Raw genomic sequence first — 26,396 nt, 5'->3', positions numbered from 1 at the left:
CCCGCTCAGGCCGCGCGGGCCTTCTCGCAGGCAGCCACGTACTGCTCCAGATCGTTCTCGTTCTTGGTCTCGGTGACGCAGGCCAGCACGCAGCCGTCCAGCGCCGGATAGTCCCGGCCCAGGTCATGCCCGGCGAGCACGCCGGCATCGGCCATTGCCTGCAGCTGCCCGGCGGCATCGCCACCGAAATCCAGCGCCACCTCGTGGAAGTACTCGCCGGTGAAACGCGGCTTGATGCCCTTCGCGGCGAGCTTTTCCACCAGTGCATGGGTGTTGGCGTAGCAGGCCTCGGCCACCCGGGTCAGGCCCTCGTCGCCCAGCATGGACATGTGGATGGTCGCGGCCGTCACGACCAGCCCCTGGTTGGTGCAGATGTTGGATGTGGCCTTGGAGCGGCGGATGTGCTGCTCGCGGGCCTGCAGCGTCAGCACGAAGCCCGACTTGCCGTCGGCATCCTCGGCACGACCGACGATGCGCCCCGGCATCTGCCGGATATGCTTCTTGCGCGTGGTCATGAAACCGAAATACGGCCCGCCGGAGGACAACGGCGCGCCCAGCGGCTGGCCCTCGCCCACCACGATGTCGACGCCGTTGCCGCCCCACTCGCCCGGTGGCTTCAGCAGCGCCAGCGAGACCGGATTGACCACGCCGATCACCGGGACTTCGCGCTCCTCGGCCCAGCCGGTCAGGCCGTCCACGTCCTCGAGGATGCCGAAGAAGTTCGGCTGGCTGATGATCATCGCGGTGATGTCGTCGTCGGCGTGCGCGGCCAGCGCCTCCACCGGGGTCTGGCCGGTGGTCTCGTCGAACGGGACCTCGATCAGCTCGATGCCCTGGTTGCCGATCAGGGTGTCGATCACGCGGCGGTACACCGGATTCAGCGCCCCCGGGACCAGCACCCGCTTGCTCTTCGAGCGGCGGTTCACACGCACCGCCATCAGCACGGCCTCGGCCAGCGCGGACGCGCCGTCATACAGCGAGGCGTTGGAGGCCTCCATGCCGGTCAGGCGGGCCATCATGGTCTGGTATTCGTAGATCAGCTGCAGCGTGCCCTGCGACGCCTCCGCCTGGTAGGGCGTGTAGGCGCTGTAGTACTCGCCGCGGGTGGCGATCTGCCACACGGCCGCCGGGATGTGGTGCTCGTACGCCCCGGCGCCGATGAAATTCGAGGGCATGCCGTCACGGGCGGCCCGCTCCTGCATCAGGCGGGAGATCCCCATTTCGTTGAGACCCTCGGGGATGCCGTCCAGCGGTGGCGCGCGCAGACCGGCCGGGATCTCGTCGAACAGATCCTCCACGGAGTCGGCGCCGATGGACTCGAGCATCGAACGGATGTCTTCTTCGGTATGCGGGATAAACGGCATGACTTTCTCGCTTTCGCTGACGCGAAGTTCTTCGGCGGCGCCCCGATGCCGCACCGGCACCGGGGTCCGACCGCCGCCGGTGGCTTCAGGATTCGGCTTCGACGTGCGCGGCGTAGGCGTCCGCGTCCATCAGGCCGTCCAGATCCCCGGCGTTCGCCGGCTTCATCCGGAACAGCCAGCCTTCATCGAAGGGCGACTCGTTGACCTTCTCGGGGCTGTCGGCCAGCTCCTCGTTGGCCTCGGTCACCTCACCCGCGATCGGGGCGTAGATGTCGGAGGCGGCCTTGACCGACTCGACCGTGGCGCAGGCCGCACCGGCCTCCACGCTGCTGCCGGCCTCCGGGGCCTCGACGAACACCAGATCCCCCAGCAGTTCCTGGGCGTGGTCGGTGATGCCGACGGTCACGGTGCCATCGTCCTCGGTACGAACCCATTCATGGCTCTTGGTGTATTTCAGGTCCTTCGGTGCTTCGCTCATGACTTCATCCTTATAGCGTTGAAACCCGGGTACGCAGTGTAGCCACTGCGCACTGCAATTGTACGGTCCGCGTCAGGCGGAAGGCAGTTCGATCTGCGGCTCGCCGTTGCGCACGAACACCGGGCGCACGACACGCACCGGCAGGCGCTTCCCGCGGATCTCCGCCTCCAGGCGCTCGGCATCGGCCGCGGCCGCCGGGACCCGGGCGAAGCCGACGGACACGCCCAGGCTGGGCGCGAAGCTGCCCGAGGTCACCTCGCCGTCGCCGGCGTCGGTCACGATGCGCGTCCCGCCGCGCAGCACGCCGCGGCCTTCCAGGACCACGCCGACCAGGCGCTGCTGCACGCCCGCGGCCTTTTCGCGTTCGATGGCCGCACGGCCGATGAAATCACGCTCGGCGTCCTTCAGCGCCACGGTCCAGCCGAGGTTGGCGGTCAGCGGACTGATCTCGGTGTCCATGTCGGTGCCGTAGAGATTCATCCCCGCCTCCAGGCGCAGGGTGTCGCGCGCGCCCAGGCCAACCGGGTCGACCCCGGCGTCCAGCAGCGCCTGCCAGAAACCCTCGGCCTCCGCGGCCGGCAGCATCACCTCGAAGCCGTCCTCGCCGGTATAGCCGGTGCGCGCAACGAACCACTGGTCGTTCCACAGCGCGGAGAACGGCTTGAGCTCGCCCGCGCCGCGCAGGTCTTCCGGCAGCAGCGGCAGCGTCTTCGCGACCGCCTCGGGGCCCTGTACCGCGATCAGCGCGAACTCCGGACGCGGCTCCACGCGCACGTCGAAGTCCTGCGCCACGGACTGCATGTGGGCGATGTCGCCCTCGGCGGTAGCGGCGTTGACCACCGCGCGGTAGGCGTCACCACCCAGCCAGTAGATGATCAGGTCGTCGATCACGCCGCCGCGCTCGTTCAGCATGCAGCTGTACAGCGCGCGGCCTTCGGTCTTGAGCTTGGCCACGTCGTTGGCCAGCAGGTAGCGCAGGAAGGCCTGCGCCTGCGGTCCATGGATGTCGACCACGCGCATGTGCGAAACGTCGAACATGCCGGCGCCGGCGCGCACCTTCTTGTGCTCTTCCATCTGCGAACCGTAATGCAGCGGCATCTCCCAGCCGGCGAAATCGACCAGCTTGGCGCCGGCGCGTTCGTGGGCGGCATGGAGCGGGGTTTTCTTCAGCGTCATGCTTTTCGTCCTGCAGTTGTTCCGGCGTCGATGGCGTCGCGGTCATCCGCGCATAAAAAAAGGGCGGCCGGCAGGATTACTGCCGACCGCCCCTCTGTCCTGAAACCTGAGAGTTTGCGCGCCCCGCGGTCCTGTGGACCCGGGCGATCGCCCCCTTCGGTGGGCCGTCTGCCGGCCGCTCTCCAGAGTCCGTCGTTTCATCATCCCGGTCCTGAAGCCTGAGCGATTCCGGGCGGATGTTGCGCCTTCGGCGTCTGCGGCGCGCGCCCGAGGCGCAGCGCGGCAGAACTCTTCCAGGACGATGTGCGGAGATTCGGCTCCGCTGACGTGTTTCCGATTATAGGCGATCAGCCGCCGGAACCCAATGCCCCGGTTCACGCCGGGTACATGGGATCGGGCCCATGGATCAGCGACGGATGCCGTCCAGACCGAACGCGCGCAGCGCGAGCTGGCGCTTGACCGGGAGCAGCCCGTCCACCAGCCGCACCCCGACCCCGCGCAGCTCCGGCAGACCGGCGCGGCGGGCACCGAACAGCAGGCGAAAGCCGTCCATCGCGCGTTGCATCATCGCATTCTCCGGGCGCCGCGCACGGGTGTAGGCACGCAGCCCGCGCGGATCGCCGGGGTCACGCCGGTTGGGGCCGGCGAGCTGGCGCAGCAGCGCGTCGACGTCCGCCAGCCCCAGATTGAGCCCCTGCCCCGCCAGCGGATGGATGGTGTGCGCCGCGTCCCCGACCAGCACCACCCGCCCGGAAAAGTAATCGCGCGCGTGGCGCGCCACCAGCGGGAAGCTGGCACGCGGCGAGGTCCCCGTCACCGGACCGGGCCCGCCGTCGATCGCGCCCGACAGCTCGCGGATGAAGGTCGGGTCATCCATCGCCATCACGTCATCGGCCTCGAGCTCCGGCAGCGACCAGACGATCGAGCAGCGCCCGTCGGCCAGCGGCAGGAAGGCCAGGATGCGCTCGTCGTCGAAGCGCTGCCAGGCGGTGTCGCCATGCCCCTGCGCGGTCTCCACCGTGGCCACCACCCCGCGCGCGTGATACGGGCGCTCGCTCACGGCGATGCCCGCGCGTTCACGCAGGGCCGAACGTGCGCCGTCGGCCGCCACCACCAGGCGCGACGAGGCCAGCGGCGCATGCCCCTCGGCATGGATATCCACCCGATCGGGCCGCGGGTCCACGCTGCGCCACGCGGTCTCCTGCCACAGCGCCACGCCGCGCTCGCGCAGGGCCTGCCACAGCACCGCCTCCAGCGCCGCGTTCTCCACCGTCCAGCCGAGTTCGGGCACGCCCATATCATCCGCGTCGAAGCGGATATGCGCGGGTCCGTGCGCGTCCCACACCTGCATGCCGGAGAACGCATGGGCGCGGTTCGCCGCCAGGGCCTCCTGCACCCCCAGGCGATCCAGCAGGCCCATGGCCGCGGCGTTGAGCGTGACCACCCGGGTCACCGGGGCAGTCGCCGGATCGAACGCCGGTGCCGGTCCGCGCTCCAGCACCGCCACCCGCATGCCCGCGCGGGCGCAGCCCAGGGCGGTAGCCAGGCCGGTGGCGCCACCGCCCACCACCAGCACGTCCAGCGGCTCGCCGGCGCGCGTCATGCCCGCGCCCCCGGCAGCCGCGACAGGGTATGCCGCGGCACCGGCCGCAGCCCCATCGCCCCGCGCGCGAAGGCATCGCGCAGCGGCGGCACCCGGTCGACCGTCATCATGCCCAGCCCCAGGGCATGGCCCAGCAGCCCGTCAACATGGCGCATCCCGCGGGCGAGGAAATCGGTCACCCCGACGATGCGGCGGATGTCGCCCTCGCGCCGGCGCGCCCAGGCCTCCAGCACGTGCCGCCCGCCGGGATCGGCCACGAACGCGGGGCGTCCGTCGGGCTGCGCGCCATCGCGCAGCACACCGAGCAGATCGGCCACGTCGCGCAGCGCCAGGTTCAGCCCCTGCCCCGCCACCGGATGCACCGAGTGGGCGGCGTTGCCCAGCAGCAGCGCGCGCTCGGCGAACGGCTGCGGCGCATGCATCCGCTGCAGCGGGAAGCGCAGCACGTCGCCCGCCGGGTGCAGCCGTCCCAGTGCCCAGCCAAAGCGTTCCTGCAGCGCGGCCATGCGCGCCGGTTCATCCATCTCCAGGCGGGCGTCACAGACCTCCGTCGGGGCGACCCAGACCACGTTCATGCGCCCGTCGGCCTGCGGCAGCAGCGCCAGCGGCCCCTCGTCGGTAAAGCGTTCGAAGGCCTCGCCGTCGTGCGCACGCGAGGGCCGCACGTCGAACACCAGGGCATCGGCATCGTAGCGGTGGCGCTGCACCGGGATCCCCAGCGCCTCGCGGGTCGGCGAGCCCACGCCGTCGGCGGCGATCAGCAGCCGTGCGCGGCAGGACCACGCCCCGTTGGGCCCCTCCAGGTAAAGGCGGCGCGCGCCGTCCGCGGCCGCCTCCGCATCCACCAGGGTGGTGGCGTGATGACTCTCCACCCCCGCCGCATCCCGGGCCCGCGCCAGCAGGGGATCCAGCGCCGCGGCCGGAACCACCTGCCCCAGGGCCTCGAAGCCCATCCGGGCGGCATCCATGCGCACCCGCCCCAGCCCGCCGCGGCGGCTGACCACGATGCGGCGGATGGGCGCGGCGGTAGCGGCCAGTTCCGCCCAGTAGCCGAGGTCATCCAGCAAGGTCACCGAGCCGGCCGCCAGGGCGTAGCCCCGGGTGTCCGCGCGCGACGCGCCCGGCTCCGGCGCCGGTCCGCGCTCGAACAGGCTGACCGTGTAACCGGCGCGCGCCAGCGTGCAGGCCATCAGGCCGCCCACCGGCCCGCCACCGACCACGGCGATATCGGTCTGCGCCTCGTGATTCACGGTGGCTTCCATGCGTTCCCTTTCTCAGCGGCGTCCGGCGGCGCCTTCGGCCATGCAGGCCTCGATGGCCTCCACGGTCTTGGGGCAGGCCTCGGTCAAGACCTCGTGCCCGTCGCGGGTCACCGCCACGTCGTCCTCGATGCGCACGCCGATCCCGCGCAGGTCCTCCGGGGCCTCGCAGTACGGGCCGAAATACAGTCCGGGCTCGACGGTCATCACCATCCCTGGTTCCAGCTGCCGCCAGGCCTCGCCCACGCGGTACTCGCCCACGTCGTGCACGTCCAGCCCCAGCCAGTGACCGGTCCGGTGCATGAAGAACGGGCGATACGCCTCGTCCTCGATCAGCGCATCCAGCTCACCCTCGAGCACGCCCAGATCCCGCAGCCCGCGGGTCAGCTCGCGCACCGCGACGTCGTGCGGGTCGTTCCAGTGATTTCCGGGGTGCACCGCGTCGATGGCGGCGCGCTGCGCGTCCAGCACGATCTCGTAGACCTCGCGCTGACGCCCGCCGAAGCGCCCGCCCACTGGGAAGGTGCGGGTGATGTCCGAGGCGTAGCCGCGGTGCTCGCAGCCGGCGTCGATCAGCAGCAGATCGCCGTCGCGCAGCACGTCGCGGTTCTCGATGTAGTGCAGGATGCAGCCGTTCTCGCCGCCGCCGACGATGGACGGGTATGCCGCCTCGGTGCCGTGGCGATGGAACTCGTGGGTGATCTCGGCGGCCACCTGGTATTCGGTCATGCCCGGGCGGCAGGCCTGCATCGCGCGCTTGTGCGCCCCCACCGAGATCGAAGCGGCATGGCGCATCATCTTCAGCTCCGGGGCCTTCTTGAACAGGCGCTGCTCGTGCAGGTGGTGCTCCAGCGCGGCGAACTCGTGCGGCACCGGCACTCCGCTGCGCGCCGCGCGCCGGCGTACCTGCTGCAGCCAGCCGAACAGCCGCCGGTCGAAGCCCTCGTCGCGGCCGAACGGCGCGCACAGCTCGCGGCGGTTCTCCAGCAGACCGGGCAGGATCTCATCGATGTCGTCCACCGGGAAGGCGCAGTCGGCACCGAAGTGTTCCATCGCCCCGTCGGGCCCCGCGCGGCGCCCGGTCCAGGTCTCCATCTTCGGGTCCCGATCGCGGCAGAACAGGATGTATTCGCCAGCCTCGCGCCCCGGGGCCAGCACCGCGATCGCGTCCGGTTCCTCGAAATCGGTCAGATAGAGGAAATCGGAGTTCTGCCGGAACGGGTATTCGACGTCGCGGTTGCGGGTGGTCTCCACCGCGCCCGGGATCACGATCAGGGCATCGCGCCCGACCGCGCGCATCAGGCGCTGGCGACGGCGGGCCAGCTCACCGGCAGGGATCTGCGGCGCGCGGCTCATTGCATCGGGATCCGGGTCGGGTTCTCGGGGGCCAGCTCGTCGGCGATCAGCAGCACCCCCACGCGCACGTATTCCAGCAGCTCCTCGAAGTCCTTTTCCGAGGCCTCGCTGTCTTCCGGCTCCGGATCCAGACGCGCGATCTCGGCCAGGTCGCGCAGGATCTCCGCCGACTCGGCCGAGGGCTTGAGCCCGCCCAGCCGCGGCGTCTGCCCCAGGCCGCTGATGAAGCCGTCGGCCCATTCCGACAGCGCCTGGGCACGCGCCTCGATCTCCGCATCATCCGGCACCAGCGGACCGAAACCGAGCTCGATGTCGTACAGCTGCGCCAGCAGGTGCCGGCGCAGTTCATCCACCAGCGACTCGAAGTCGGTGGCGGGGTTGTCCGTCAGCGGCCGCGCCTCGCCCAGGGCGTTGATCAGCAGGTCGTTGCCGGCATCCGGATCGGCCACCAGGCAGCCGGTGATCAGGCCGTGGGCCGAGGCCGGGGTCTGCGCGAACCCCATGGTGCGCAGGCCGTGGGCCAGGCGTTCTTCCCGGGACTGCGCCATCAGAAGGCCTCCAGACGGGCTTCGTAGGGAAACAGCAGAAAGCGGTAGAGGCCGTCGCCCAGCTGCAGATGGGTGAACTGCGGCTCGCCCAGGCGGATCTCGCTGGAACCGACGGAGGACAGCGCGGTCAGGCCGAAGCGCTTTTCGCGGATCAGATCCTCCAGCAGCTGTTCCAGTTCGCCGCGCGGGATCGTGCCGGTGTTGTCCACCACTCGGCATGGCTTGCCGTTGTGGGCCGTGCCTTCGATGATCGTGGCGTCGGGTGCGGGTTCGGGAGGCTGTGTCATGCACCATATTCTGGCCACCCCCCGCACCGGTCGCAACACAACCCGGCGGTGTTCCGGTTGACGGTTCCGGCAACCCCCTCCTAGACTCCGGGATTCAGGGACTTCGCTCCCCTTTCTCATGCCCGAGGCCCGCCCCGCCATGTCCGAGAACGATGCTCCCGGCAATCCGGAACCCGATGCGCTCGACCGCCTGGAGACCGCGATCCTGCGGCTGCTGGACGAAAACGCCGAACTGCGCGAGGAGAACCGGGCCCTGCATGAACAGGTCCGCCAGCTGCGGACCGAACGTGCGACTTACCGCGAACGCAATGAACAGGCCCGGCACCGGGTCGAGACCATGATCGCCCGCCTGCGGTCGATGGAGCAGTCCGAATGAGCCAGTCCGAACCGGTCCGCATCACCATCATGGGCAAGGAGTACCACGTCGCCTGCCCGCCGGAGGAACGCGCCGATCTGTTCGCCTCGGCCTCGCTGATCGACGAGCGCATGCGCGAACTGCGCGACGGCGGACGCGTGGTCGGCGCGGAACGCATCGCGGTGATGGTGGCACTGAACCTCGCTCACGAGATGCTGGAGTGCAAGGAAGAACTGCAGCAAGCCCGTCAGCACGGTGGCGCCGCCCCGGAGCGCCTGCACGCGCTGGCCGACCACATCGAGCGCAACCTCGGGCGCGAACCGCAGCCGGGTCCCGAAGCCGGCTCCGGAACCGGCGACGCGCACCGGAATTCCTGAAAAACCGGGCGCCGGCTTGAGCAATCCCCGGCCATCTGGTTCATAATGGAACCGGACGCGTCGCTGCGGCGTTCGAACGTGGCCGGGTGGTACCCTTGAGCCTTAATGCAACACCCAGGGACCGAGTTCTTCCGTTTCGCTGTGCAGGTCCGCCGCCGAGCGGAAAGCCTAAAGATTCGGAGACTTCTCCCACCTGAACCGCTGGTTCAAGGTCGAAGGTCACGACGGCGCCCGCGGGGCGCGTCCTCTTATTTCCTGCCGCTCCCATGTCCCCACGGCCATGTCCACCACGGTGAATACGCCCGATCCCGACACCCTTGCGCGCGAAGACGCTCGCGGCCTGCGGCGCGAGCTCCGGCGCCGGCGCGCGGCCCTGTCCGATGCCCGGCTGGATGCCCACAACGCGGCCATCAGCGGCCGTCTGCTGGCCTGGCTGGAGCGCTGGCAGCCGCACTGCGTGGGCGCCTACCGCGGCCTGCGCGGCGAGGTCGACCTGACCGCCCTGACCCATGCCCTCGCCCGGCGCGGCACGCGCATCGCCCTGCCGGTGATGGACACCCGACGCCCGGGACGCATGCGCTTCCACCAGTGGCGCCCCGGCGACCGCCTGTGCCCCAATGGCTTCGGCATCGCCGAGCCCTGCCCCGAGGCACCCCGGGTCTGGCGCCGCGAGATGCAGGTGGTGCTGATGCCGCTGGTCGCCTTCGACCGCGACGGCAACCGCATGGGCATGGGCGCGGGCTACTACGACCGCTACTTCGCCCGGCGGCGCTTCGGCATCCACCGCCCGCGCCTGATCGGCGTGGCCCATGACCTGCAGCAGGTCGAGGCCCTGCCGGTCCAGCCCTGGGACGTGCCGCTGGATGCCGTGGTCACCGAGACCGGCTGGCATGTCTTCCCCCGGCACGGACAGGCCACCGCTACCCTGCAGACACCTGACAACGACTGATTCAAGGAACGCGACGACATGGGCTACTGGCTGATGAAATCCGAACCCGACGAGTTCGGCATCGACGATCTCGAACGCGTGGGCGTGGAGCCCTGGGACGGGATCCGCAACTACCAGGTGCGCAACATGATGCGTGACGAGATGAAGAAGGGCGATCTCGCCTTCTTCTACCACTCCAACGCCAAACCGCCGGGCATCGTCGGCATCATGCGCATCGAGAAAGAGGCCTACCCGGATTCCTGCGCCTTCGACCCCGAGGACAAGCACTACGACCCCAAGAGCGATCCCGACAACCCGCGCTGGCTGCGGGTGGACGTCGCCTTCGAGGAGAAATTCGACGACATCCTCACCCTCGACTGGCTCAAGCAGCAGCCCGAGCTGGCCGACAGCCCGCTGGTGCGCCGCGGCAACCGCCTGTCGGTGATGCCGCTGACCGAGGACCAGTGGGACTTCATCCTCGCCCACGCCACGCGCGGGCAGGCTCAGGGCAGAACCAACGGGGGTTCGGCCTGATGGCGACCCTCTACCACTTCGCCCACGACCCGAAGGCCGACCGGATCCGCCTGGCCTGCGGCTACAAGGGCGCGGCACTCGAGACCCGCGCGGTGGACTGGTTCGACGACGAGACCTTCTTCGAGCTGGGCATCGCGCGCCAGTCACCGGTGCTCGCCACCGAAGACGGCGCCCTGTACACCGACACCACGGCGGCCCTGCGCGCGATCGACGAGCTGTTCCCGAGCGGCGAACCGCTGTCCGCGGGGATCATCGCCGAAGACGCCTGGCAGGCCCTGCTCGACTGGCGCGCCCGCGTGGACGTCGTACTCGAGCGCCTGTACGCCCCGCTCGCCCCCGGCTACCACGGCATCGGCCAGGACGCCGATGCCCTCGCCGACTTCAAGGCGAACGTGGAACACCGCTTCGGCATGACCCTGGAAGAACTCGCCAACGACCGCTACGACGGCTACCAGCAACTGGCCCGGCTCAGCCGCCTGCCCGAACTCGCCCGTCACCTGGCCGCCAATGGCTTCTATCTCGGCCACCCGTCCATCGCCGACTGCGTGATCGCCGCCGATCTCTACCCGCTGCAGATGCACGATGGCATCAACCTGCCGGTGGACATGATGTACTACCTGCGCCGGGTCGAGGAGACCTTCGACACGCGGCTGGACGCCCAGTGGCTCGCCCGTTGAACCACCCCGCCCCGTGTGCGCAAGACTTCCACCCGAGGCGCGGCGCAAGACCTCCTAGACTTCTGTTTATTCGGTCTTTTTATCCCTATCCTCGTTGATTTTGCCGAACATTTAGACTGATTCCAATCCATTTTTTGTGGTATTAATCACAAAAACACACAATCAATATTGTTTCACCCCGGAGGCACGGATAATATCCCCAATCAGGAACAGGGAAGTTCCTGCCGAAAGGCCGTTCAACAGGGATGTTGTTCGGTCTTTTCTCTTTTTTGACACCCCCACCGCGTGCTCGCACGCACCCCCCTTTGCCTGCGGGCCCCGATCTTCGCGGCCAGGGCCGTTCCTGTATCCGTTTCCCGGGTGAATGCCCGTGCCGGAGCCTATTCGAAACGGTAGTGCTTGCGGATATCGCGGTGGATCTCCCAGGTGCAGTCCATGCCCGCCGGGAACGTGACCAGATCCCCCTCGCCCACCGTCACCGGCTCGCCACCTTCCGGGGTCACCGTTACCTGGCCCTCGAGGATGTAGCACACCTCGGTCTCGTCGTAATGCCAGGGGAAACTGGACGCCTCCTTCTCCCACACCGGCCAGTCGAACACACCCAGTGCCTCCAGCCGTTCGCTTGCCGGCCGATGCTCCACTTCGATCTTCATGTTGCCCCCCTCTTTCGTTCGGTAGAACTCTTCGACCGGTCCATCGTAGCCATTCGGGTGTCATCACCCCAACCTCATACCCAAACGCGAAAGGCCGCGCAATGCGCGGCCCTCCACAAAAAACGGGGCCCCGGAGGGCCCCGCAAAACGGGCTTTCGCCCGTTGTTATAACGCTTGCTTCAGAGTTCGAGACTCTTAGAAGCTGACGCGCATACCGGCACCCACGGAGGTGGTGTCCTCACCTTCGCCGTCATTAAAGCCGCGATCGTCGAGGTAACCAACGCCGGCATAGGCCATCACGTTGTTGCTGAAGTTGTACTTCGTGGCAAAACCGACGTAGTCGCGACCGTTGCTGCCACCGGTGTTATCGGTGTGACCCAGGTTCAGGACAAAGTCCAGCTGACCCATGGTGTAGCTACCCGAGAGGAAGTAGGCCTCGTAATCCGCAACCGTGTTACCGGCGGCAGTTTCGATGTCGACATGCTCGACTTCACCGACCACACGGAACGGGCCCTGGCTCCAGTCCGCACCGATCTTGCCGAGGCGCGCATCACCGGCACCTACCAGAAGAGCGTCTTCGATGCTCGTACCGTCGCCGTCGAGGTCATCAAGCGCGCCACTCACACCAATAATATCCGCCCAACCGCGAATCAGATCGACAAACTCGCCGGCGTTGCCGTCAAGCTGGTTCGCCACGAAGGAGTGATCATCGGCGTGGGTGTAGGCACCGTAGATCTCCAGGCCATCCATCACGTTGAAGCCCACGCGTGCGGACAGGGCCGTATCGGAATCATCCGCCGGATCCAGGACCAGAGCGCCGGCGAAGTTCACCATGCCCCAGTCGTTGGAGTAGGCGATGGCGTCATCCAGGAAGCCACCGTTACCGAGACCGCCCAGCGGGCCGGTGCGGCCGGCGTTCATGCGGGCCTGGAGGAAGGTCGCGTTCAGCGGATCCCGACCGGCGGTGTTGAACGGGGTGGCCTGACGGCCGACGGTGACGGTACCGAAGTCGCCACTCAGACCGACGTAGGTGTCACGATCGGACAGGCCACCGGCGCTGCTGACGTTCAGATCGGTGTTGTACCGGGCGATCGCGGACAGGCCGCCACCCAGATCATGATTCACGTCGAAGGTGATGCGGTTGGGGCCAGCACCGTCGCCGCGAGCAACGATGCCGCCCGCGTCAGCCATTTCGACGTTGCTGTCCGCGTCGCCCCACGAGCCATAGCCCACGACCTGCGTCTGCAGGGTGCCGGACAGGGTCACGGAGGAATCGGCGTGCGCGAAGGCCGGGACGGCGAAGGCGCCGGCAACGGCCACTGCAAGGATCTTTTTCTTCATGATGCTTCTCCCAGGAGGTGAATTCTTGCTGTCAGTTGCATCCCGGAACCCGTCGGCCCCGCGATGTCCTGTGTTTTATATACGCCACGGTGTCGCATTTCAACCCTTGTGGCGGAAAAAATGCGGTATTCGTGAACTCGGGCAGTCGGTTGCGGGCCGAGGCCGGAAAGGTCGGCATGCCGCCGGGTGCCGAAGAAAACACACAAGTCACTGATTTCAAATCGCTTCTTGACGCGATATGGCAGACCAGACACGGGCCGGGGGTTACCCACGGGTGCAGACGGAAAACCCCGAGCAAACGCGTTTGATCGGGCTTGCGGCACGCAGTGCCGCGTGTTGCGAATGCGCAACAACTGGCGACCGAGGGTGCCAGGATGGACCGCTGTTGCAATGGCACAACATAGCTTGGGCGCATGGGCGGCGATGCCGCCACCGACAGCAGGCAGGGGAATTGATGGAGAGTCCGCGCGAGCGGCGAAGGTCAGAAAAGTCAGGCGGGCAAGAGACGGGGACAAGCGGACATGCCGGGTCGGCGACGGATGTCGCCGACCCGATCTGGACGGTAGTGACTAGAAATCGACGCGGTAGGACGCGGCAAGCCAGCCGGATTCCATCTCACCGGTGGTCGTCCCGTTCAGCATCACGGAGAAGTCTCCGGGGCCCATGGGGCCCTCGATGCCGATCCCGCCGCGCACCCAGGTCTGGTCGTAGTCACGGCCGTCGAGGTCGAAATCGTTCTCCACGAACGGATTGCCCACCATGCGGCCACTGGTGCGGGCGCCGTCGCTGTCGAAGCGATGGGCAACCGCAGCGAGCGCCGTGACCTCGAAAACCGAGTCGGGGATGGGCAGGGCCAGCTCGGAGCCGGCGCGCACCTCGGTCACGCTGTCCCGCCGACGGTCGAATTCCGCCGGCAGCGAGCCACCGGCCTCGCGGTAGCTGTCCAGACGCACGCGCGAGTAGCTGAGATCGGCGTAAGGGCTCAGGCGGGCGCTGGAGCCTTCCCACGCATCCACCCAGTCGACCCGGGCACGCACGCCGTAGCCGTGCAGATCGGGCGAGGCGCTGGAGGCATCCTGCTGGCCGGCGCTGTCGAGGTAGCCGCGGCGCACTTCCACGTCACCCCACTGGTGATAGCCGTTCACGGTGAGGAACAGCCCGCGCTCCTCAAGCAGCGGCACGATGCCCTCCAGCATCACGAAATCGCTCTGATTGCGTACGCGCCCGCCGAAGACCAGATCGTCCCGGGTGCGCGACTGCCCGACCGTCGCGTTCAGCTGTACCGGACCGAAGTTATGCCCGGCGCCCACGCCGAACACCCCACTGTATCCGTCCGCCGGCCCATGCGAGCGGATGCCGTAGTCCCCCAGCACCCAGGCGGTCGTCTGCCCGGCATCCGTGAGGCGCGTCATCGGCCGACCGTGCGCCCCATGCAGATTGAGCATGCTGGCGGTCAGCGCCCCCGCCACCGCGCGGCCGCTGGACTCCAGACTCTCCGAGACCGACGCCAGCGATATCATCCGCTCTGCAATCGCGAACGAGCAAGCTCTCACCTCTTCAGGGCTTAGGGAGGCTCCATCGGATGTCGGCTGCGGGGCCGCAATGCAAACATCCCTCTCCACGCCCTCCGTCACCACGCCCTCGTCTTCAGAGTCAACAAACGGACGAGTATCGTCCTCAATTCTGGAATCCCAGAATTTCATGTCGAACAAACCGTCACCTAGATCCTCAAAAGCGAAATGGGCGTCACCAGGAAGTCTTCCCCGCTCCGCTTCCGCAAAGTCGCTGGCAGCATCGTCATCGTCCCACCACGGTTGACGTTCAAGCAATCCGAAGTTCAACTCGTCAGTTGTAGTGAGTTCCCAACGTTCTCCCTTCGCCTCGATTTCCAAAGTCTCTGCGACTACGGGCCCCGCTCCAACGATAGAAGCGCCACCTAAAGCCAGCAGGATGGAGCGTTTCAGATTGTGCATAAGGTTCCTCCGGATGGGACGTCATGGTGAAAGGGCGAAAGCCTGCATTGCCGGTTTGCGAACCGGTTCTCAATGTAGGTGATTTCGGCGCCGACGTGAAGCAGGTCCGTATTCAGCAACATCCGAATGGTGCCGTCTTTTCGCTCGACCCGCCCCCTTCAAACGGAGGGGTTCGGGGATGCAGGACCCGCCCCGCACTGAACGCGGAGCGGCACGTGGATGCCCTAAAGCGCCAGGTCGATGGCCAGCAGGGTCACGAAACCGACCAGCACCCCGGTGGTGGCCTGGGCCTCGTGGCCCTTGCGGTGGGACTCAGGGATGATCTCGTGGCTGATGACGAACAGCATGGCCCCGGCGGCGAAGGCCAGGCCCCAGGGCAGCAGGAACTCCATCAGGGTGATGGCACCGGCACCGATCAGCCCGCCGACCGGCTGCACCAGACCGGTCAGCAGGGTCACGCCAAAGGCCGCCGCCCGGCTGTAGCCCAGCGACAGCAGGGCGATGGCCACCACCAGCCCCTCGGGCATGTTCTGCAGGCCGATGGCCACGGCCAGGGCGATGCCGTCGCTGACGTCGTCGCCGCCGAAGCCCACGCCCACCGCGAGCCCCTCGGGCAGGTTGTGCAGGGCGATGGCGAAAATGAACAGCCACACCCGGCGGATCTTCGCCGGGTCGGCGCCGCTCTGCGGGCCGATCACGAAGTGTTCGTGCGGCACGGCCTTGTGCAGCAGCAGCAGGAAGCCCCCGCCCAGGGCAATGCCGCCGGCCATCACGAAGATGGCCATGGCCACGCTGCCGTGCTGGGCTTCGGCCTGCTCCACCGCCGGCAACGCCAGCTCGAAGGCGGTCGCCGAGAGCATGACCCCGGCGCCAAACCCCATCATCGCGTCCTCGACCGACTGCTTCAGACGCCGCAGGAAGAAGATGGGGATGGCCCCGACGGCGGTGAACAGCCCGGCGACGAAGCTGGCCAGCAGGCCGATCTGCAGGATCGACAGCTCGGCCAGCCAGTCCTCCATGTGCGGCCACAGCAGGCTCACGCCCCAGATGAACAGGGCCAGCGTGATCAGCGAGCCGATCAGGAAGCTTCGCGGCAGCGGGGTGTATTCGTCGCGCCCGGTGTCCGTCTCGCGGTCCTGCGGACGGGCGGGATCGGGGTCGGCCATGATGCGGGCTCCAGGCGGTGGGGATCGGGTGAGAAGTGTAGCGCGGGAGCGCCTGCGACACAGGCCGTCGCGCGCCCGATCACCGGAGTCCCCGGGGCCGCGCCGGCGCCCCGGCCTTGATTCCCGGCGCCCAGCGGGTACACTGCCGTCGCTACAAAAATTCCAATCGTCCCAGGAGAGCAGGCATGGCTGGACATTTCCCGTTCGCCGGCAAGCGCGGTACGCGCTACGGCCAGGCCCCGCGCGGCACCATCGCCGCATTCTTCGAGAACCACGGCTTTGGTGAGGAGCTGCAGGAGAAGTACTACAAGTGGTGGTACGACTTCGCCAAGGATTTCGTCGAGAAGGACAGCGACCTGTCCGTCACCATGATCACCCGGTTCAACAGCTACCCCATGGGTACCCACGCCGAGCACTCGTTCCACCTGAACGACAAGTACTGGGCGGAGTGCATGGCCGAGCTGGGCTCGTTCGTCCGCGACATCATCTTCCCCAAGATGGACGAGAAGGCGATGCACGATCTCGAGGAGAAGCACTCCAAGCTGCTGGCCGACCTCGCGAAGGAAGCGGAAGAAAAGCCGCGCGAGCCGGCGCCGGATGTGGGCGTGTACCGCCACGTCTGATCACGATCGCGCCGCAGTCCCGCGCATTGTCCGGCCCCGTTCGCGGGGCCGGTTTCGTTTGAGTCCCCTGAAACCGCCGGAAGCCCCGCCCCATGAATGCCGCCAAGCGCCGCGAGATCTTCGAACGCCTGCGGGCGGCGAATCCCGAGCCCACCACCGAGCTGGAATACAACACCCCGTTCGAGCTGCTGGTGGCGGTGATCCTGTCCGCGCAGGCGACCGACGTGGGCGTGAACAAGGCGACCCGGCGGCTGTTCCCGGTGGCGAACACCCCGCAGGCCATCCTCGACCTGGGACTGGACGGCCTGAAGGAATGCATCCGCACCATCGGCCTGTACAACGCCAAGGCCGAGAACATCATGAAGGCCTGCCGCATGCTGGTGGAACTCCACGGCGGCGAGGTGCCGCGCGACCGCAAGGCGCTGGAGGCCCTGCCCGGGGTCGGCCGCAAGACCGCCAACGTGGTGCTCAACACGGCCTTCGGCGAACCCACCATCGCGGTGGACACGCACATCTACCGCGTGGCCAACCGCACCGGACTGGCCCCCGGCAGGACCGTGCTGGAGGTCGAGAAGAAGCTCCTGAAATTCACTCCGAAGGAGTTCCTGCGCGACGCCCACCACTGGCTGATCCTGCACGGAAGGTACGTGTGCCGCGCACGCCGGCCGGATTGCGGGCAGTGTGTGATCCGCGATCTGTGTGAATACAAGGACAAGACCGAGGCCTGATGCAATGTACGGCGACCGCGACCGCATGCGAACCCAGTTCCTGGATGCCTGGCAGAAGGCCCGCAACGAGGAACCCCTGAGCGACATGGAACAGGTGCTGGTCGGCATCATCCGCGACCACCCCGAATACCATGCGCTGCTGAACGACCGCGAGAAGGCCCTGACAGCGGAGTTCCCGCCGGAATCGGGGGCCACCAACCCGTTCCTGCACATGTCGATGCACATGGGCCTGCGCGAGCAGGCCGCCACCGACCGTCCGGCCGGCATCCGCGACCTGCACCACCGGCTGTGCGCCCGCTACGGCGAACTGGACGCCGAACACCGGATGATGGAGTGTCTCGGTCAGGCCCTGTGGGAGAGCCAGCGCAGCGGCCAGCCGCCGGACGAGGCGCAGTATCTCGAATGCCTGAAACGCCTCGAGGGCATCATCGGGGCCTGAACCCGGATCCGGAACCGCGGATCCCGGGGGCGTCTCCCGTGTCCCTACCGGGTACCGGATTTCGCCCGTGACAGCGCCGGTCGCCCGGCCCCTTCCTGGTCGGCACCGGCGCGGGGGAAAAGCCGCTGCCACCAGCGGCGGCGGCTGTTCGGCGGGGGCATGGCCGCCTGCAGGTCTTCCGGCGGCACGGTGGACAGGATCCAGCCCGGCAGCACCCGCAGGCCCGACGAACCGCAGGAGGAGCCGAGGTTGTTGGGGTCGAAGATCTTCACGAAGCGCGGGTTCTCGCGGTCGTCCACGTAGACGATGCCGCAGTAGCTCTCGTCGTGATCGGCGCGCAGCAGGGCATCCACCTCGGCGAGGAAACGGTCCAGTTCGGCCGCGCTGACCGGTTCTTCAGGCACCTTCTCCCCCACCGCGTAGACATACCATTCAGCGTCGCGGGCACCGGCGCGCAGCGTGGCCCACAACGCGTCCAGCTGTTCCCAGTGCAGGACGCCCAGCGCACCGGCCTCGTAGCGTTCCATGAAGCCGGCATCGGGGTCCGGCCGGTGATCTCGGGCAAAGCTCATACGGGGCTCTTGGGTGGTTCCGGCGAGGTCGGGCGACATGGTAGAACGCCGTACTCGGGGCTACAACCGCATGCAGGGCGAACGGCCGGCGCGTATTATCCGGGGAACCCGCGGGCTTTCCGGGGGATCTCACTCCCCGAACCCACGCTTTATCGAGTCGAGTCGCCAGCATGCGCCGGATCACCCACGAAACATCCCTGCAGGCCGAACCCGAGCGGGTCTTCGCCCTGCTCAGCCATGTCCCCAACTTCGTCGATCTGTGCGATCACGTCCGCACCATCGAACCGCTGGGCGAGGAACAGTATCGCTGGACGATCGTGGCGGCGGGCATCACCATGAATTTCGATGTCGAGGTCTGCAGCGCGATCGAGCCCGAGCATTTTGCCTGGCGCTCGATCCGCGGTGTCCACAACCGCGGCAGCTACCGGCTGCAGCCGGCCGGAGAGGGTCTGACCCGGGTGGAATTCGAGCTGGAATACCGGCTGGGCAATCCGCTGCTGGAGGCCGCGGTCCGCAAGGCGGCCGGTTCGCTGGTGGAGCGCGTTTCCGGCCAGCTGATGGAGCGCGCCCAGCAGCGCCTGGATGCGGAGGCGGACTCTTCCGACGCCTGATCCCGCCGAGCCCGTCGCCGGGCCCTGGGTTGGGAGGGGTCACGAGGCCAGCGGTTCCTCCGCGGCTGAATCCCGGGTCCCCGCCCTGTCTGCGGCCCCGCTCCCGTTCTCCAGCAGATCCCGGACCGTGCGCTCGCCCAGGTGCCGCTGGCGCGCCGAGTCCAGCTCCCCCAGGGTCGACTCCACCGCCGGATCACCATGCAGGGTCCGCAGCGCCGGGTCGTCCTGATCCTCGCGCAATGCCTGCAGGACCTCCGCGACCGGGATGTGGTCGAGATCGCGCCCCGGCAGCAGACCATGTTCCTCGGTCCGCCGCAGCAGCCCCGCTGCCTCCAGCGCCCGCGCGACCCCGCCCAGGGCATTGCCCGGGACGTACAGGGCCTCCGCAACGCCATCCACCGTGGGCGGCGTGCGCCCTTCCACGAAATGGCGGGCCACCACCTGCATCAGATTGAGCCCCAGGCGCTCATGCGCCGCCGCCGACAGCCGCGGCCGGCGCCCGCGCACGTTCATGTATTCCGGGTGCTGCACATAGAACGCGACATTGGACCCGATCAGCAGGATCAGCCACGCCAGATAGACCCAGATCAGCAGCAGGATCATGATCGCGAAGCCGGAATAGATCGCGTCGTAACGGGTCGACTCCGTGATCATGTTGGCGAACACCCAGCCCATGCTCTGCCACAGCACGCCTGCGACCACCGCCCCCACCAGCGCCGGACCCGGCCGTACCCGCGTGTTCGGCACGAACATGTAGATGAAGGCGAACGCCGCGATGATCAGCAGATACGGGACCAGACGCGAGAACTCGGTGATCAGAAGGCCGAACGGCTCGACGCCCGCGAGCGCCTGCATCGCCTCGGAGGACATCACCGTGGCGGTGATCCCGAGGGCCGCGAAGACCAGCAGCGGCCCGATCATGATCACCGACAGATAACTGGTGAAGCGCTGCGCGAGGCTGCGCTGGGTCTCCACCCGCCAGATGGTGTTGAACGCGGCCTCGATCTTCTGCACCAGCGCCACCACGGTGTACACGAGGAAGACCAGCCCCACCGCGCCCAGTGCGCCCACCTGGATGTTGTCCACGAAGTTGACCACGTTTTGGGCGATTTCCTCGCCCTGCTCACCCAGCGGCTCGAGGAATTCCAGCAATACCGGCTCCACCGCGTTGTGCGCGCCGAAGCCCTTGAGCACGGAGAACGACAGCGCCAGCAGCGGGACGATCGACAGCAGCGTGGTGTACACCAGGCTCATCGCCCGCAGGGTCAGCTGGCCCTCGGCCGCCTCGCGAACCAGCCCGTACAGTCCGCGCAGGATGCCCAGTCCCAGTGCCCTCCAGCGCGGCATGGCCGCCAGGTCGCTCTCCAGCACCAGGCGTTCCAGCTGCCGCCGGCGGGCCTCCAGACGCACCCCCAGGCTGGCGTTATCCCCCAAGGCCGGGCCCTCGCGCGCGTGCCGCGGGCATCATTTCTGCCGCCATTCGCCGCCGGAGCGGTACCAGTAACCGGCGGGCGCCTCTTCCACCCAGACCCGGGCGAAGGTATCGCGGATCCGGTCTTCCCAGTCCGGACGGTCGTTGGCGCGGGCGATCTCGCGGTACAGCGAGCTGCGGTCCGAGTTCTCCTCGCTCACCAGCCGCTGGACATCGCTGCGCTCGCGCAGCGGCACCTCGGACAGATCGCGGATGGCGACCTCGCCCTCTTCGCCGAAGCCGATCGCCCCGCTGCGAAAGTGCGGGGCCAGCTGCGGGGCACGCTCGCGCATCGACGCGCGGATGCGATTGATCGCCGGGGTCTCCACCTCCAGATCCGGATTGCTCGCCGCGGCCGGCGCGATCAGCCCTTCGAGCAGACGCGCCAGCAACGGGGTCGAACGTTCGCCGGCCACGTCCCCGGCCCCCGACGGACCCGCATCCGAAGACCCCCCGTCCGTCTCAGGCGCGGACTCGGGCTCGAGCTCGCGCAGCTCGTCGATGTCGTGCAGCTGCAGGGCGTCGCGCACGATCGCACGCGCGGCATCCTCGGCCGCGGCGGCGGGGAAATAGATGTTGATCGTCACGCAGCCCGCCACCAGTGCGGACAGCAGGGCAAGCGCGGGAACCCCGAACCAGACTTTCATGTGCAACTCCCTTGGCAGGCACGGCAAGAATCGCCTTTATCCTACATTAGATCAGCGGCTGGCTGACCGGGACATGAACCAGGTCAGCGGACCTCCGGCGTCTCCCCGGCGGTCACCCGCGACAGCCCGCGCAGGAGCTCGTCCCAGTCAACGCGGCGGTTGTAGCCGATCACCTCGATGCGCGGCAGCCCGCCCCCCTGCACCAGGGTAAAGCCACCGTCCGCACGCTCGCCCACCCCGTCCAGTTCGCAGACCCCGCCGCGCAGCTGGCAGCGAAAGCCCAGCCGCCGGTAGGAAAAGTTCTCGAAGAAGCGCAGGAAGACCGACGAAGCCGCCGCCTGCACCGGCCCGCCCAACTCGGTGATGTTCTGCACCGCGCGCTGCGAGATGCGCCGCCGGCCCGGGTCGTCTTCGGGTGTCCGCAGGGCCAGATCCATGCGCACCGGACGCCAGTCGATCATGTGCAGATCATCCAGCCGCCCTGACAAGCGCCCCTCCACCCGGCCCACCTCGAACGCCCGCGTGACCAGCTCCAGGTCCAGCCGGTCCATGCGTGCCGACAGACCGAGCTCCGGGGTCCGCCCGAACAGGTCGCGCACGCGCACGTCGCGCAGCACCACGTCGCCATCGAACACCTGCACCAGCAGCCGCCCGTCCACCGCCAGGTCGCCGCGGTCCAGACGCACCTCCGGGATCATGCCGGCCAGCCGGCCGGAGAAACGCGGCCAGTCCAGGATCTCGGTCAACGGCTCCAGCGAGACCGCCTGCACCCCGCCGGTGAAGCGCACGTCCGGGCCATCGGCGGTCAGACGCAGACCGAAGTCATCCGCGCGCAGGGCGCCGTCGATGATCGGGATGCGGGTCTCCTGCAGCAGGTCGATCCCGTCCGGCTGCGCTCGCACGCGCGCCTCGAACTCGCCCAGCGGCAGGCGGAACAGATGGGCCCGTTCCCAGCTCACCTGCCCGGGCCGCCCGGGGGCATCCGCCAGCCAGTCCAGTTCGCCGTCACTGCCCGCCACGCCGAAGCGGCCTGCACCGTCCTCCGCCCCCAGTCCGCTCCAGCGCAGGCCCGCCGCGCGCGGCTCGCCGCCGGCCAGCTCCAGCCGTCCGCTGACCGAACCGCCGCTGACCGTCAGATCGCGCCCGAGCGTTCCGGCGAGCACCGGGTCCAGCAGCACCGCGTGCACTGCCCCCGGGTCCTCCGCGGTCGCGCGAAAGATACCCGACGGTGCCGGGGATTCCAGCGACCCGATCCGCACCTGCTCGCCGGAGAATTCGAGCATGTCGCCCAGGCTTCCCCGCAGCGCGGCCAGATCCAGCCCGTCCGTGAGCGGGTCCGCCCCCGGTCGAAGCTCCTCCAGGTCCACCTGCAATGCCCCGGTCTCGGCCAGATCGACAAACCACGGATCGACAAACACCGCTCCGGTCTCCAGCCGGCCCTCCAGCGCCCAGGCCCCGTCGTCCTCGCGCGCCTGCAGATGCCCGTCGATGCCCTCGCCCGCGCGCAGCCCCACGACATCGGAAAACGCCAGGTCGTGCAGCGCAAGGCGTGCCCGATGACCGCCGCGCGCATCGCCCTCCAGTTCAAGATCCGCGCGCCCGCCCTGCAGCACCACCGGCGGCTCCTCCGGCAACCAGGCCGCCAGCCGCGGCGATTCCGCCAGCGCCACCGGGTCGAGCCCCTGCAGCGTCAGCTCCACCCGCCAGTCGTCGGCACCCGCCACGCGCGCCACGAACTCGCCCTCGGCCCCGAACCAGTCCGGCCACGGGCCTGCAATGCGCACCCGATTGCGCCGCGTGTTCCAGTCCAGCCGCAGCGGGTGATCCGCCAGCGCCAGGTCCCCGCCATCGGCCGACAGCCGCGCCTCGCGACAGCGCCAGCCCGCGGTGGTCGGGACCAGCGACGGACATTCCAGGCGCACCCCGGACAGGGTGCCCAGCGGTTCGGGCAGGAGCAGGCGATCGGCCGTGGCCGAGACCGTCAGCCGCCCGCCGCGCAGCGCCACGCTCGCGGACAGACGCTCGACGTCGAGGGCCTCGTGCAGGATGCGTTCGATCTGCAGACCGGCGCCGGAGCCCCCGGTGGACCCGGTGGACCCGGTGGACCCGGCGGAGTCGGACGCCCATGCGGGCATCACCGCCAGCGGGGCCATCAGCCACATCGCCAGCACCAGCCGGGACACCCGCCCCTGAACCTCCGGCCGCCAAACCACGGCCCGTGCCCCGCACGCCATCCAGGCAGCGGCCCGGATGGCGGGCATCATGCGTCGGGTCCGTCGCCCGGCAGGCGGTCCCGCAGCGGTCGCGCGGCGCGGGCCAGCCATTCGCGCAGCGCGAACCGCGAGGTCTGCAGCGCGTCCACGGTGGGCAGGAAATCGCGCAGCCGCCAGTCGCCGGAGCGGCCACGGAACCCGGTCGGCGCCGGATCGGCCGGCAGCCCGGCCGCCTCGAAACGCCCCAGGGCCCGCGACATGTGCATCGCATGGGTGACCACCAGCACCCGTTCCACCTCGCTGCCCCGCAGATGTTGCGCGGTGAAGAACGCGTTCTCGTGGGTATTGCGGCTGGCCCCCTCCAGCCAGCGCGGTTCGATGCCGAACTCCCGGCGCAGCACCTCCGCCATCAGTTCGGCCTCGGAGGGGCCACCCTCCAGCCCCGGGCTGCCGCCGGAGAGCAGCAGCGGAAGGTCCGTCTGGCGCTGCAGGCGGGCCGCGAAACGCACCCGTTCGAACGTCAGCGCCGAAACATCGTCACCGCCGGTCACCGGATGCCGGTCGCTGGCGCGCCCGCCGCCCAGGACCACGATGGCATCGGCCCGGCCGGTGGCCAGCGGCCGTTCGCGCAGATCCCGCTCGAGGGTCTGCGCCAGCGGGGCGGCAACGATGTTCAGCGCAGGCAGGATCAGCGCCGCCAGCCCCAGGGTCACCAGCCACCCGCCGCCACGGCGCTCGGCCCGCCACAGCAGCAGGCCGGGGACCAGCAGCAGCGCCGCCAGTCCCGGCGGCAGCAGCAGATGCTCGAGGACCGTGGCCGCCGCGGAGGTCATGGTCGCACCCGAGCGGGCCTATTTCTTGCCCGGGGCGTACAGGTAGCGGGCGTAGGTCGCCACGTCCTCGGACACCCGGCGGATGAGGTGATCGAGGCTGATGATGGCGAATTCAAGCACGTTCACCGCGATGTACGGGTGTTCCACCCGCAGGCGATCGTACTTGGAGCGCGTCAGGCGCAGCAGGCGGGTGTTGTCGGTCAGCGCGCGCATGCGCACCCCGCGCGGTACGCGGTCGAAGAACGACATCTCGCCGGCCAGTTCGCCGGTCTCCATGCGTCCGACCTCGATCTCCTGGCTGCCGTCATCGTCATACAGCGCAGCGGTTCCGCTGACCACGAAGAACAGGCCCTCGCCCACCTCGCCGATGTCGGCGATGATCTCCTTGTGGTGGGTCTCGACCACCTCGAGGTACTGCATCAGGGTGTCGACCTCCGACGGGGTCAGCGAGGCGGACATCGGATGCTTGGACAGAAACTCGGTCAGCAGATCCCGGGTCATGGCACGGCTTCCTTTACGGCTTTCTCTGGGTTAAGCGTAGAGTATAACGGACGTCCCGCACGCGAGGCCCTGCATGATCGACATCGAGACCCTGCGCCGCCAGCTGCCCGCACGCCTGCGCCGCGACACCCCGCTGGTCCTGACCCTCGACCCGGACGCTGTCCCCGAGACGGACGGGGAACGGCGCGTGACCACCCCGCAGGCCCTGCTGGCCGACCCGCCCGCCGGGCGCGAATCACTGGTGCTGGTGCTGGACGTACTCGCGGAGATGGAACTTGCGGCGGGACAGCAGCTGCTGGGCGGGCTGCGCGACCGCTGGGCGGAGGAGACCCTGATCCTGCACCGCCACCGCGACGACCGCTGGGACCTGAACGCCTTCCTCGCCCTGGGTTTCCGCCGCGAGCCGGCGGCGGAGGCGGCCACGCCGGACCACGCGGTCTACCGCACCAGCCTGTACGACTACAAGCTCACGCCCGACTGGCTGAACGCCCGCTTCTGGGCCAACCCGGAGATGTGGGACCGCGCGCGCTGGTGACGCGGGTCAGGGCTCGTCGTGGACGTAGTCCACCACCTCGAGGCCGAAACCGCCCAGCCCGTGGAAGCGCTTGGGCGCCGACATCAGGCGCATCCGCCCGACGCCGCAGTCGGCCAGGATCTGCGCGCCGATGCCGTACATGCGCCACTCGGCGGAGTTTTCGCGACCGCCGCCGCGCTCCTCGGCCGCCGGCTGGGCCGTCTGGCCCAGCTGCTCCAGCCGCTGGGTCAGGGCCTCGGGGCCCTCGTGCTTGCGCAGGATCACCACCACGCCCTCGCCCGCCTGGTCGATGCGCCGCAGGGCATCATCCAGCGGCCAGCCGCGATCCGGGCCGGCATAGCCGAGGGTATCGTGCAGGGTGTTCTCCAGATGCACGCGCACCAGAATGTCGCGGTCCGGACGGGGTTCGCCGCGCACCAGCGCGAAGTGCATCTCGTGATCCACCTCGTCCTGAAACGCCAGCAGCCGGAACGTCCCGTGCTCGGTGGGGAACTCGCGCTCGGAGACCCGGCGCACGGTCTTCTCGTTCTCGATGCGGTAGCGGATCAGGTCCTCGATGGTGCCCATCTTCAGGCCGTGTTCGGCGCAGAAGCGCTCGAGGTCCGGCCGCCGCGCCATGGTCCCGTCCTCGTTGAGGATCTCCACGATCACCGCGGCCGGCTCCGCCCCGGCCAGACGCGCCAGATCGCAGCCCGCCTCGGTGTGGCCCGCACGCACCAACACCCCGCCCGGCTGCGACATCAGCGGGAACACGTGCCCCGGCTGGACGATATCCTCCGGCTGAGCGTTGGGCGCCACCGCGGTACGGATGGTGTGCGCCCGGTCATACGCCGAGATTCCGGTGGTCACGCCCTCGGCGGCCTCGATCGACAGCGTGAAGTTGGTGCCGTGCACATCGTTGGTATCGGTCACCATCAGCGGCAGGGCCAGCTGCCGGCAGCGCTCGCGGGTGAGCGTCAGGCAGATCAGCCCGCGGCCGTACTTGGCCATGAAGTTGATGTCCTCGGGGCGCACGTGCGAGGCGAGCATCAGGATGTCGCCCTCGTTCTCGCGGTCCTCGTCGTCGACGATGACCACCATGCGCCCGGCCTCGAGTTCCGCGAGGATGGTTTCGGTATCGGAAAATTCCATGAACACCTGCCGTCGGG

The 26,396-nt window shown here is 68.7% G+C and carries 29 protein-coding genes, 1 other RNA gene and 2 riboswitches; of the genes, 11 read left to right on the top strand and 19 right to left on the bottom strand.

Features of this window, described 5'->3' with window-relative positions; all coding sequences use genetic code 11:
- Positions 1 to 5 precede the first annotated feature (5 nt).
- The 8 genes from gcvPA to D571_RS0101125 all read right to left on the bottom strand — a co-directional run bounded on the left by gcvPA (position 6) and on the right by D571_RS0101125 (position 8,071).
- Positions 6 to 1,364: an aminomethyl-transferring glycine dehydrogenase subunit GcvPA gene (gene gcvPA, locus D571_RS0101160; RefSeq protein ID WP_026287477.1), complete on the bottom strand. Its 1,359-nt coding sequence runs from the start codon at positions 1,362 to 1,364 to the stop codon at positions 6 to 8.
- Positions 1,365 to 1,449: 85 nt separating this feature from the next.
- Positions 1,450 to 1,842 (bottom strand): glycine cleavage system protein GcvH, encoded by a 393-nt coding sequence (gcvH, locus tag D571_RS0101155; protein ID WP_018934842.1) that lies wholly within the window; start codon positions 1,840 to 1,842, stop codon positions 1,450 to 1,452.
- 72 nt (positions 1,843 to 1,914) lie between these two features.
- Positions 1,915 to 3,018: a glycine cleavage system aminomethyltransferase GcvT gene (gene gcvT, locus D571_RS0101150; RefSeq protein ID WP_018934841.1), complete on the bottom strand. Its 1,104-nt coding sequence runs from the start codon at positions 3,016 to 3,018 to the stop codon at positions 1,915 to 1,917.
- A gap of 84 nt (positions 3,019 to 3,102) precedes the next feature.
- Positions 3,103 to 3,214, bottom strand: a riboswitch (glycine riboswitch).
- Positions 3,215 to 3,324, bottom strand: a riboswitch (glycine riboswitch).
- A gap of 100 nt (positions 3,325 to 3,424) precedes the next feature.
- The gene (locus D571_RS0101145; RefSeq protein WP_018934840.1) at positions 3,425 to 4,621 is read right to left on the bottom strand and encodes an FAD-dependent oxidoreductase; all 1,197 of its coding nucleotides are present in this window, start codon (positions 4,619 to 4,621) and stop codon (positions 3,425 to 3,427) included.
- On the bottom strand, positions 4,618 to 5,883 hold the full coding sequence (locus D571_RS0101140; RefSeq protein ID WP_018934839.1) for an FAD-dependent monooxygenase: 1,266 nt from the start codon (positions 5,881 to 5,883) through the stop codon (positions 4,618 to 4,620). The genes D571_RS0101145 and D571_RS0101140 overlap by 4 nt, the downstream gene beginning before the upstream one ends.
- 12 nt (positions 5,884 to 5,895) lie before the next feature.
- Positions 5,896 to 7,236: a Xaa-Pro aminopeptidase gene (gene pepP / locus D571_RS0101135; RefSeq protein WP_018934838.1), complete on the bottom strand. Its 1,341-nt coding sequence runs from the start codon at positions 7,234 to 7,236 to the stop codon at positions 5,896 to 5,898.
- Positions 7,233 to 7,784 (bottom strand): UPF0149 family protein, encoded by a 552-nt coding sequence (locus tag D571_RS0101130; RefSeq protein WP_018934837.1) that lies wholly within the window; start codon positions 7,782 to 7,784, stop codon positions 7,233 to 7,235. Before D571_RS0101130 ends, pepP begins: the two co-directional genes overlap by 4 nt.
- Positions 7,784 to 8,071 carry a hypothetical protein gene (locus D571_RS0101125; RefSeq protein ID WP_026287476.1) on the bottom strand — a complete coding sequence of 96 codons (288 nt, stop codon included), beginning with the start codon at positions 8,069 to 8,071 and terminating at the stop codon, positions 7,784 to 7,786. The genes D571_RS0101130 and D571_RS0101125 overlap by 1 nt, the downstream gene beginning before the upstream one ends.
- Positions 8,072 to 8,210: 139 nt before the next feature.
- Here D571_RS0101125 and zapB point away from each other — a divergent pair, with 139 nt between their 5' ends.
- From zapB to D571_RS0101100, 6 genes are all read left to right on the top strand, one after another.
- Positions 8,211 to 8,447: a cell division protein ZapB gene (gene zapB, locus D571_RS0101120; protein ID WP_026287475.1), complete on the top strand. Its 237-nt coding sequence runs from the start codon at positions 8,211 to 8,213 to the stop codon at positions 8,445 to 8,447.
- Entirely contained in the window at positions 8,444 to 8,803 is a 360-nt protein-coding gene (locus D571_RS0101115; protein ID WP_018934834.1) for a cell division protein ZapA, read from the top strand. The genes zapB and D571_RS0101115 overlap by 4 nt, the downstream gene beginning before the upstream one ends.
- A 57-nt stretch (positions 8,804 to 8,860) precedes the next feature.
- Positions 8,861 to 9,046, top strand: a non-coding RNA gene (gene ssrS / locus D571_RS13990) — 6S RNA.
- 37 nt (positions 9,047 to 9,083) lie between these two features.
- Positions 9,084 to 9,752 (top strand): 5-formyltetrahydrofolate cyclo-ligase, encoded by a 669-nt coding sequence (locus D571_RS0101110; RefSeq protein WP_018934833.1) that lies wholly within the window; start codon positions 9,084 to 9,086, stop codon positions 9,750 to 9,752.
- An 18-nt stretch (positions 9,753 to 9,770) separates the two neighbouring features.
- Positions 9,771 to 10,265 carry an EVE domain-containing protein gene (locus D571_RS0101105; RefSeq protein ID WP_018934832.1) on the top strand — a complete coding sequence of 165 codons (495 nt, stop codon included), beginning with the start codon at positions 9,771 to 9,773 and terminating at the stop codon, positions 10,263 to 10,265.
- Positions 10,265 to 10,942, top strand: coding sequence for a glutathione S-transferase N-terminal domain-containing protein (locus D571_RS0101100; RefSeq protein ID WP_018934831.1), 678 nt, complete (start codon positions 10,265 to 10,267; stop codon positions 10,940 to 10,942). The genes D571_RS0101105 and D571_RS0101100 overlap by 1 nt, the downstream gene beginning before the upstream one ends.
- Positions 10,943 to 11,322: 380 nt before the next feature.
- Here D571_RS0101100 and D571_RS0101095 read toward each other — a convergent pair whose 3' ends face one another.
- The 4 genes from D571_RS0101095 to D571_RS0101080 form a co-directional block, all read right to left on the bottom strand.
- Positions 11,323 to 11,595, bottom strand: coding sequence for a cupin domain-containing protein (locus tag D571_RS0101095; RefSeq protein WP_018934830.1), 273 nt, complete (start codon positions 11,593 to 11,595; stop codon positions 11,323 to 11,325).
- Between the two features lie 195 nt (positions 11,596 to 11,790).
- The gene (locus D571_RS0101090) at positions 11,791 to 12,936 is read right to left on the bottom strand and encodes a porin (RefSeq protein WP_018934829.1); all 1,146 of its coding nucleotides are present in this window, start codon (positions 12,934 to 12,936) and stop codon (positions 11,791 to 11,793) included.
- Positions 12,937 to 13,505: 569 nt separating this feature from the next.
- Complete coding sequence (locus tag D571_RS0101085; protein ID WP_018934828.1) at positions 13,506 to 14,456, bottom strand: autotransporter outer membrane beta-barrel domain-containing protein; 951 nt, start codon at positions 14,454 to 14,456, stop codon at positions 13,506 to 13,508.
- A gap of 677 nt (positions 14,457 to 15,133) precedes the next feature.
- Positions 15,134 to 16,075 carry a ZIP family metal transporter gene (locus tag D571_RS0101080; RefSeq protein WP_018934827.1) on the bottom strand — a complete coding sequence of 314 codons (942 nt, stop codon included), beginning with the start codon at positions 16,073 to 16,075 and terminating at the stop codon, positions 15,134 to 15,136.
- A 185-nt stretch (positions 16,076 to 16,260) separates the two neighbouring features.
- Here D571_RS0101080 and D571_RS0101075 point away from each other — a divergent pair, with 185 nt between their 5' ends.
- From D571_RS0101075 to D571_RS0101065, 3 genes are all read left to right on the top strand, one after another.
- Entirely contained in the window at positions 16,261 to 16,698 is a 438-nt protein-coding gene (locus D571_RS0101075) for a hypothetical protein (RefSeq protein WP_018934826.1), read from the top strand.
- A 92-nt stretch (positions 16,699 to 16,790) separates the two neighbouring features.
- On the top strand, positions 16,791 to 17,426 hold the full coding sequence (nth, locus tag D571_RS0101070; RefSeq protein WP_018871455.1) for an endonuclease III: 636 nt from the start codon (positions 16,791 to 16,793) through the stop codon (positions 17,424 to 17,426).
- A 4-nt stretch (positions 17,427 to 17,430) separates the two neighbouring features.
- On the top strand, positions 17,431 to 17,865 hold the full coding sequence (locus D571_RS0101065) for a DUF1841 family protein (RefSeq protein WP_018934825.1): 435 nt from the start codon (positions 17,431 to 17,433) through the stop codon (positions 17,863 to 17,865).
- Between the two features lie 44 nt (positions 17,866 to 17,909).
- On the opposite strand, the gene D571_RS0101060 is transcribed toward D571_RS0101065, so the two are convergent.
- Complete coding sequence (locus D571_RS0101060; RefSeq protein WP_018934824.1) at positions 17,910 to 18,437, bottom strand: hypothetical protein; 528 nt, start codon at positions 18,435 to 18,437, stop codon at positions 17,910 to 17,912.
- A gap of 170 nt (positions 18,438 to 18,607) precedes the next feature.
- On the opposite strand from D571_RS0101060, the gene D571_RS0101055 reads away from it, so the two are divergent.
- Positions 18,608 to 19,048, top strand: a complete 441-nt coding sequence (locus D571_RS0101055; protein ID WP_018934823.1) for an SRPBCC family protein — start codon at positions 18,608 to 18,610, stop codon at positions 19,046 to 19,048.
- Between the two features lie 39 nt (positions 19,049 to 19,087).
- Here D571_RS0101055 and D571_RS13485 read toward each other — a convergent pair whose 3' ends face one another.
- The 5 genes from D571_RS13485 to D571_RS0101030 all read right to left on the bottom strand — a co-directional run bounded on the left by D571_RS13485 (position 19,088) and on the right by D571_RS0101030 (position 24,713).
- Positions 19,088 to 20,482, bottom strand: a complete 1,395-nt coding sequence (locus D571_RS13485) for a YihY/virulence factor BrkB family protein (protein ID WP_018934822.1) — start codon at positions 20,480 to 20,482, stop codon at positions 19,088 to 19,090.
- A 30-nt stretch (positions 20,483 to 20,512) separates the two neighbouring features.
- A complete protein-coding gene (locus D571_RS0101045; RefSeq protein ID WP_018934821.1) occupies positions 20,513 to 21,166 on the bottom strand; it encodes a YdbL family protein in 654 nt (217 codons plus the stop codon).
- A gap of 83 nt (positions 21,167 to 21,249) precedes the next feature.
- The gene (locus tag D571_RS0101040) at positions 21,250 to 23,427 is read right to left on the bottom strand and encodes a hypothetical protein (protein ID WP_369773849.1); all 2,178 of its coding nucleotides are present in this window, start codon (positions 23,425 to 23,427) and stop codon (positions 21,250 to 21,252) included.
- Positions 23,427 to 24,212, bottom strand: a complete 786-nt coding sequence (locus tag D571_RS0101035; protein WP_018934819.1) for a YdcF family protein — start codon at positions 24,210 to 24,212, stop codon at positions 23,427 to 23,429. Before D571_RS0101035 ends, D571_RS0101040 begins: the two co-directional genes overlap by 1 nt.
- Before the next feature lie 18 nt (positions 24,213 to 24,230).
- Positions 24,231 to 24,713: a Crp/Fnr family transcriptional regulator gene (locus tag D571_RS0101030; protein WP_018934818.1), complete on the bottom strand. Its 483-nt coding sequence runs from the start codon at positions 24,711 to 24,713 to the stop codon at positions 24,231 to 24,233.
- Positions 24,714 to 24,786: 73 nt separating this feature from the next.
- On the opposite strand from D571_RS0101030, the gene D571_RS0101025 reads away from it, so the two are divergent.
- Positions 24,787 to 25,248 (top strand): DUF6231 family protein, encoded by a 462-nt coding sequence (locus tag D571_RS0101025; protein WP_018934817.1) that lies wholly within the window; start codon positions 24,787 to 24,789, stop codon positions 25,246 to 25,248.
- 6 nt (positions 25,249 to 25,254) lie between these two features.
- On the opposite strand, the gene ribBA is transcribed toward D571_RS0101025, so the two are convergent.
- On the bottom strand, positions 25,255 to 26,379 hold the full coding sequence (ribBA, locus tag D571_RS0101020; RefSeq protein WP_026287472.1) for a bifunctional 3,4-dihydroxy-2-butanone-4-phosphate synthase/GTP cyclohydrolase II: 1,125 nt from the start codon (positions 26,377 to 26,379) through the stop codon (positions 25,255 to 25,257).
- Positions 26,380 to 26,396: the final 17 nt, after the last annotated feature.

The organism is Thioalkalivibrio sp. ALJ24 (assembly GCF_000377785.1).
Lineage (GTDB): Bacteria > Pseudomonadota > Gammaproteobacteria > Ectothiorhodospirales > Ectothiorhodospiraceae > Thioalkalivibrio.
The sequence above is the reverse complement of the archived record's forward strand: the minus strand, read 5'-3'. Positions and strand labels throughout refer to the sequence as shown.

Excerpts from the sequence above, each read along its gene's own strand:
- gcvT (WP_018934841.1), bottom strand. The coding sequence starts at position 3,018 with ATGACGCTGAAGAAAACCCCGCTCCATGCCGCCCACGAACGCGCCGGC.
- zapB (WP_026287475.1), top strand. The coding sequence starts at position 8,211 with ATGTCCGAGAACGATGCTCCCGGCAATCCGGAACCCGATGCGCTCGAC.
- ribBA (WP_026287472.1), bottom strand. The coding sequence starts at position 26,379 with ATGGAATTTTCCGATACCGAAACCATCCTCGCGGAACTCGAGGCCGGG.
- D571_RS0101105 (WP_018934832.1), top strand. The coding sequence starts at position 9,771 with ATGGGCTACTGGCTGATGAAATCCGAACCCGACGAGTTCGGCATCGAC.
- D571_RS0101140 (WP_018934839.1), bottom strand. The coding sequence starts at position 5,883 with ATGGAAGCCACCGTGAATCACGAGGCGCAGACCGATATCGCCGTGGTC.
- D571_RS0101130 (WP_018934837.1), bottom strand. The coding sequence starts at position 7,784 with ATGGCGCAGTCCCGGGAAGAACGCCTGGCCCACGGCCTGCGCACCATG.
- D571_RS0101040 (WP_369773849.1), bottom strand. The coding sequence starts at position 23,427 with ATGCCCGCCATCCGGGCCGCTGCCTGGATGGCGTGCGGGGCACGGGCC.
- D571_RS0101115 (WP_018934834.1), top strand. The coding sequence starts at position 8,444 with ATGAGCCAGTCCGAACCGGTCCGCATCACCATCATGGGCAAGGAGTAC.
- D571_RS0101125 (WP_026287476.1), bottom strand. The coding sequence starts at position 8,071 with ATGACACAGCCTCCCGAACCCGCACCCGACGCCACGATCATCGAAGGC.
- gcvH (WP_018934842.1), bottom strand. The coding sequence starts at position 1,842 with ATGAGCGAAGCACCGAAGGACCTGAAATACACCAAGAGCCATGAATGG.
- D571_RS0101110 (WP_018934833.1), top strand. The coding sequence starts at position 9,084 with ATGTCCACCACGGTGAATACGCCCGATCCCGACACCCTTGCGCGCGAA.
- D571_RS0101080 (WP_018934827.1), bottom strand. The coding sequence starts at position 16,075 with ATGGCCGACCCCGATCCCGCCCGTCCGCAGGACCGCGAGACGGACACC.
- D571_RS0101060 (WP_018934824.1), bottom strand. The coding sequence starts at position 18,437 with ATGAGCTTTGCCCGAGATCACCGGCCGGACCCCGATGCCGGCTTCATG.
- D571_RS0101075 (WP_018934826.1), top strand. The coding sequence starts at position 16,261 with ATGGCTGGACATTTCCCGTTCGCCGGCAAGCGCGGTACGCGCTACGGC.
- D571_RS0101100 (WP_018934831.1), top strand. The coding sequence starts at position 10,265 with ATGGCGACCCTCTACCACTTCGCCCACGACCCGAAGGCCGACCGGATC.
- D571_RS0101085 (WP_018934828.1), bottom strand. The coding sequence starts at position 14,456 with ATGATATCGCTGGCGTCGGTCTCGGAGAGTCTGGAGTCCAGCGGCCGC.
- D571_RS0101095 (WP_018934830.1), bottom strand. The coding sequence starts at position 11,595 with ATGAAGATCGAAGTGGAGCATCGGCCGGCAAGCGAACGGCTGGAGGCA.
- D571_RS0101055 (WP_018934823.1), top strand. The coding sequence starts at position 18,608 with ATGCGCCGGATCACCCACGAAACATCCCTGCAGGCCGAACCCGAGCGG.
- nth (WP_018871455.1), top strand. The coding sequence starts at position 16,791 with ATGAATGCCGCCAAGCGCCGCGAGATCTTCGAACGCCTGCGGGCGGCG.
- gcvPA (WP_026287477.1), bottom strand. The coding sequence starts at position 1,364 with ATGCCGTTTATCCCGCATACCGAAGAAGACATCCGTTCGATGCTCGAG.
- D571_RS0101035 (WP_018934819.1), bottom strand. The coding sequence starts at position 24,212 with ATGACCTCCGCGGCGGCCACGGTCCTCGAGCATCTGCTGCTGCCGCCG.
- D571_RS0101090 (WP_018934829.1), bottom strand. The coding sequence starts at position 12,936 with ATGAAGAAAAAGATCCTTGCAGTGGCCGTTGCCGGCGCCTTCGCCGTC.
- D571_RS0101145 (WP_018934840.1), bottom strand. The coding sequence starts at position 4,621 with ATGACGCGCGCCGGCGAGCCGCTGGACGTGCTGGTGGTGGGCGGTGGC.
- D571_RS0101065 (WP_018934825.1), top strand. The coding sequence starts at position 17,431 with ATGTACGGCGACCGCGACCGCATGCGAACCCAGTTCCTGGATGCCTGG.
- D571_RS0101045 (WP_018934821.1), bottom strand. The coding sequence starts at position 21,166 with ATGAAAGTCTGGTTCGGGGTTCCCGCGCTTGCCCTGCTGTCCGCACTG.
- D571_RS0101025 (WP_018934817.1), top strand. The coding sequence starts at position 24,787 with ATGATCGACATCGAGACCCTGCGCCGCCAGCTGCCCGCACGCCTGCGC.
- D571_RS0101030 (WP_018934818.1), bottom strand. The coding sequence starts at position 24,713 with ATGACCCGGGATCTGCTGACCGAGTTTCTGTCCAAGCATCCGATGTCC.
- pepP (WP_018934838.1), bottom strand. The coding sequence starts at position 7,236 with ATGAGCCGCGCGCCGCAGATCCCTGCCGGTGAGCTGGCCCGCCGTCGC.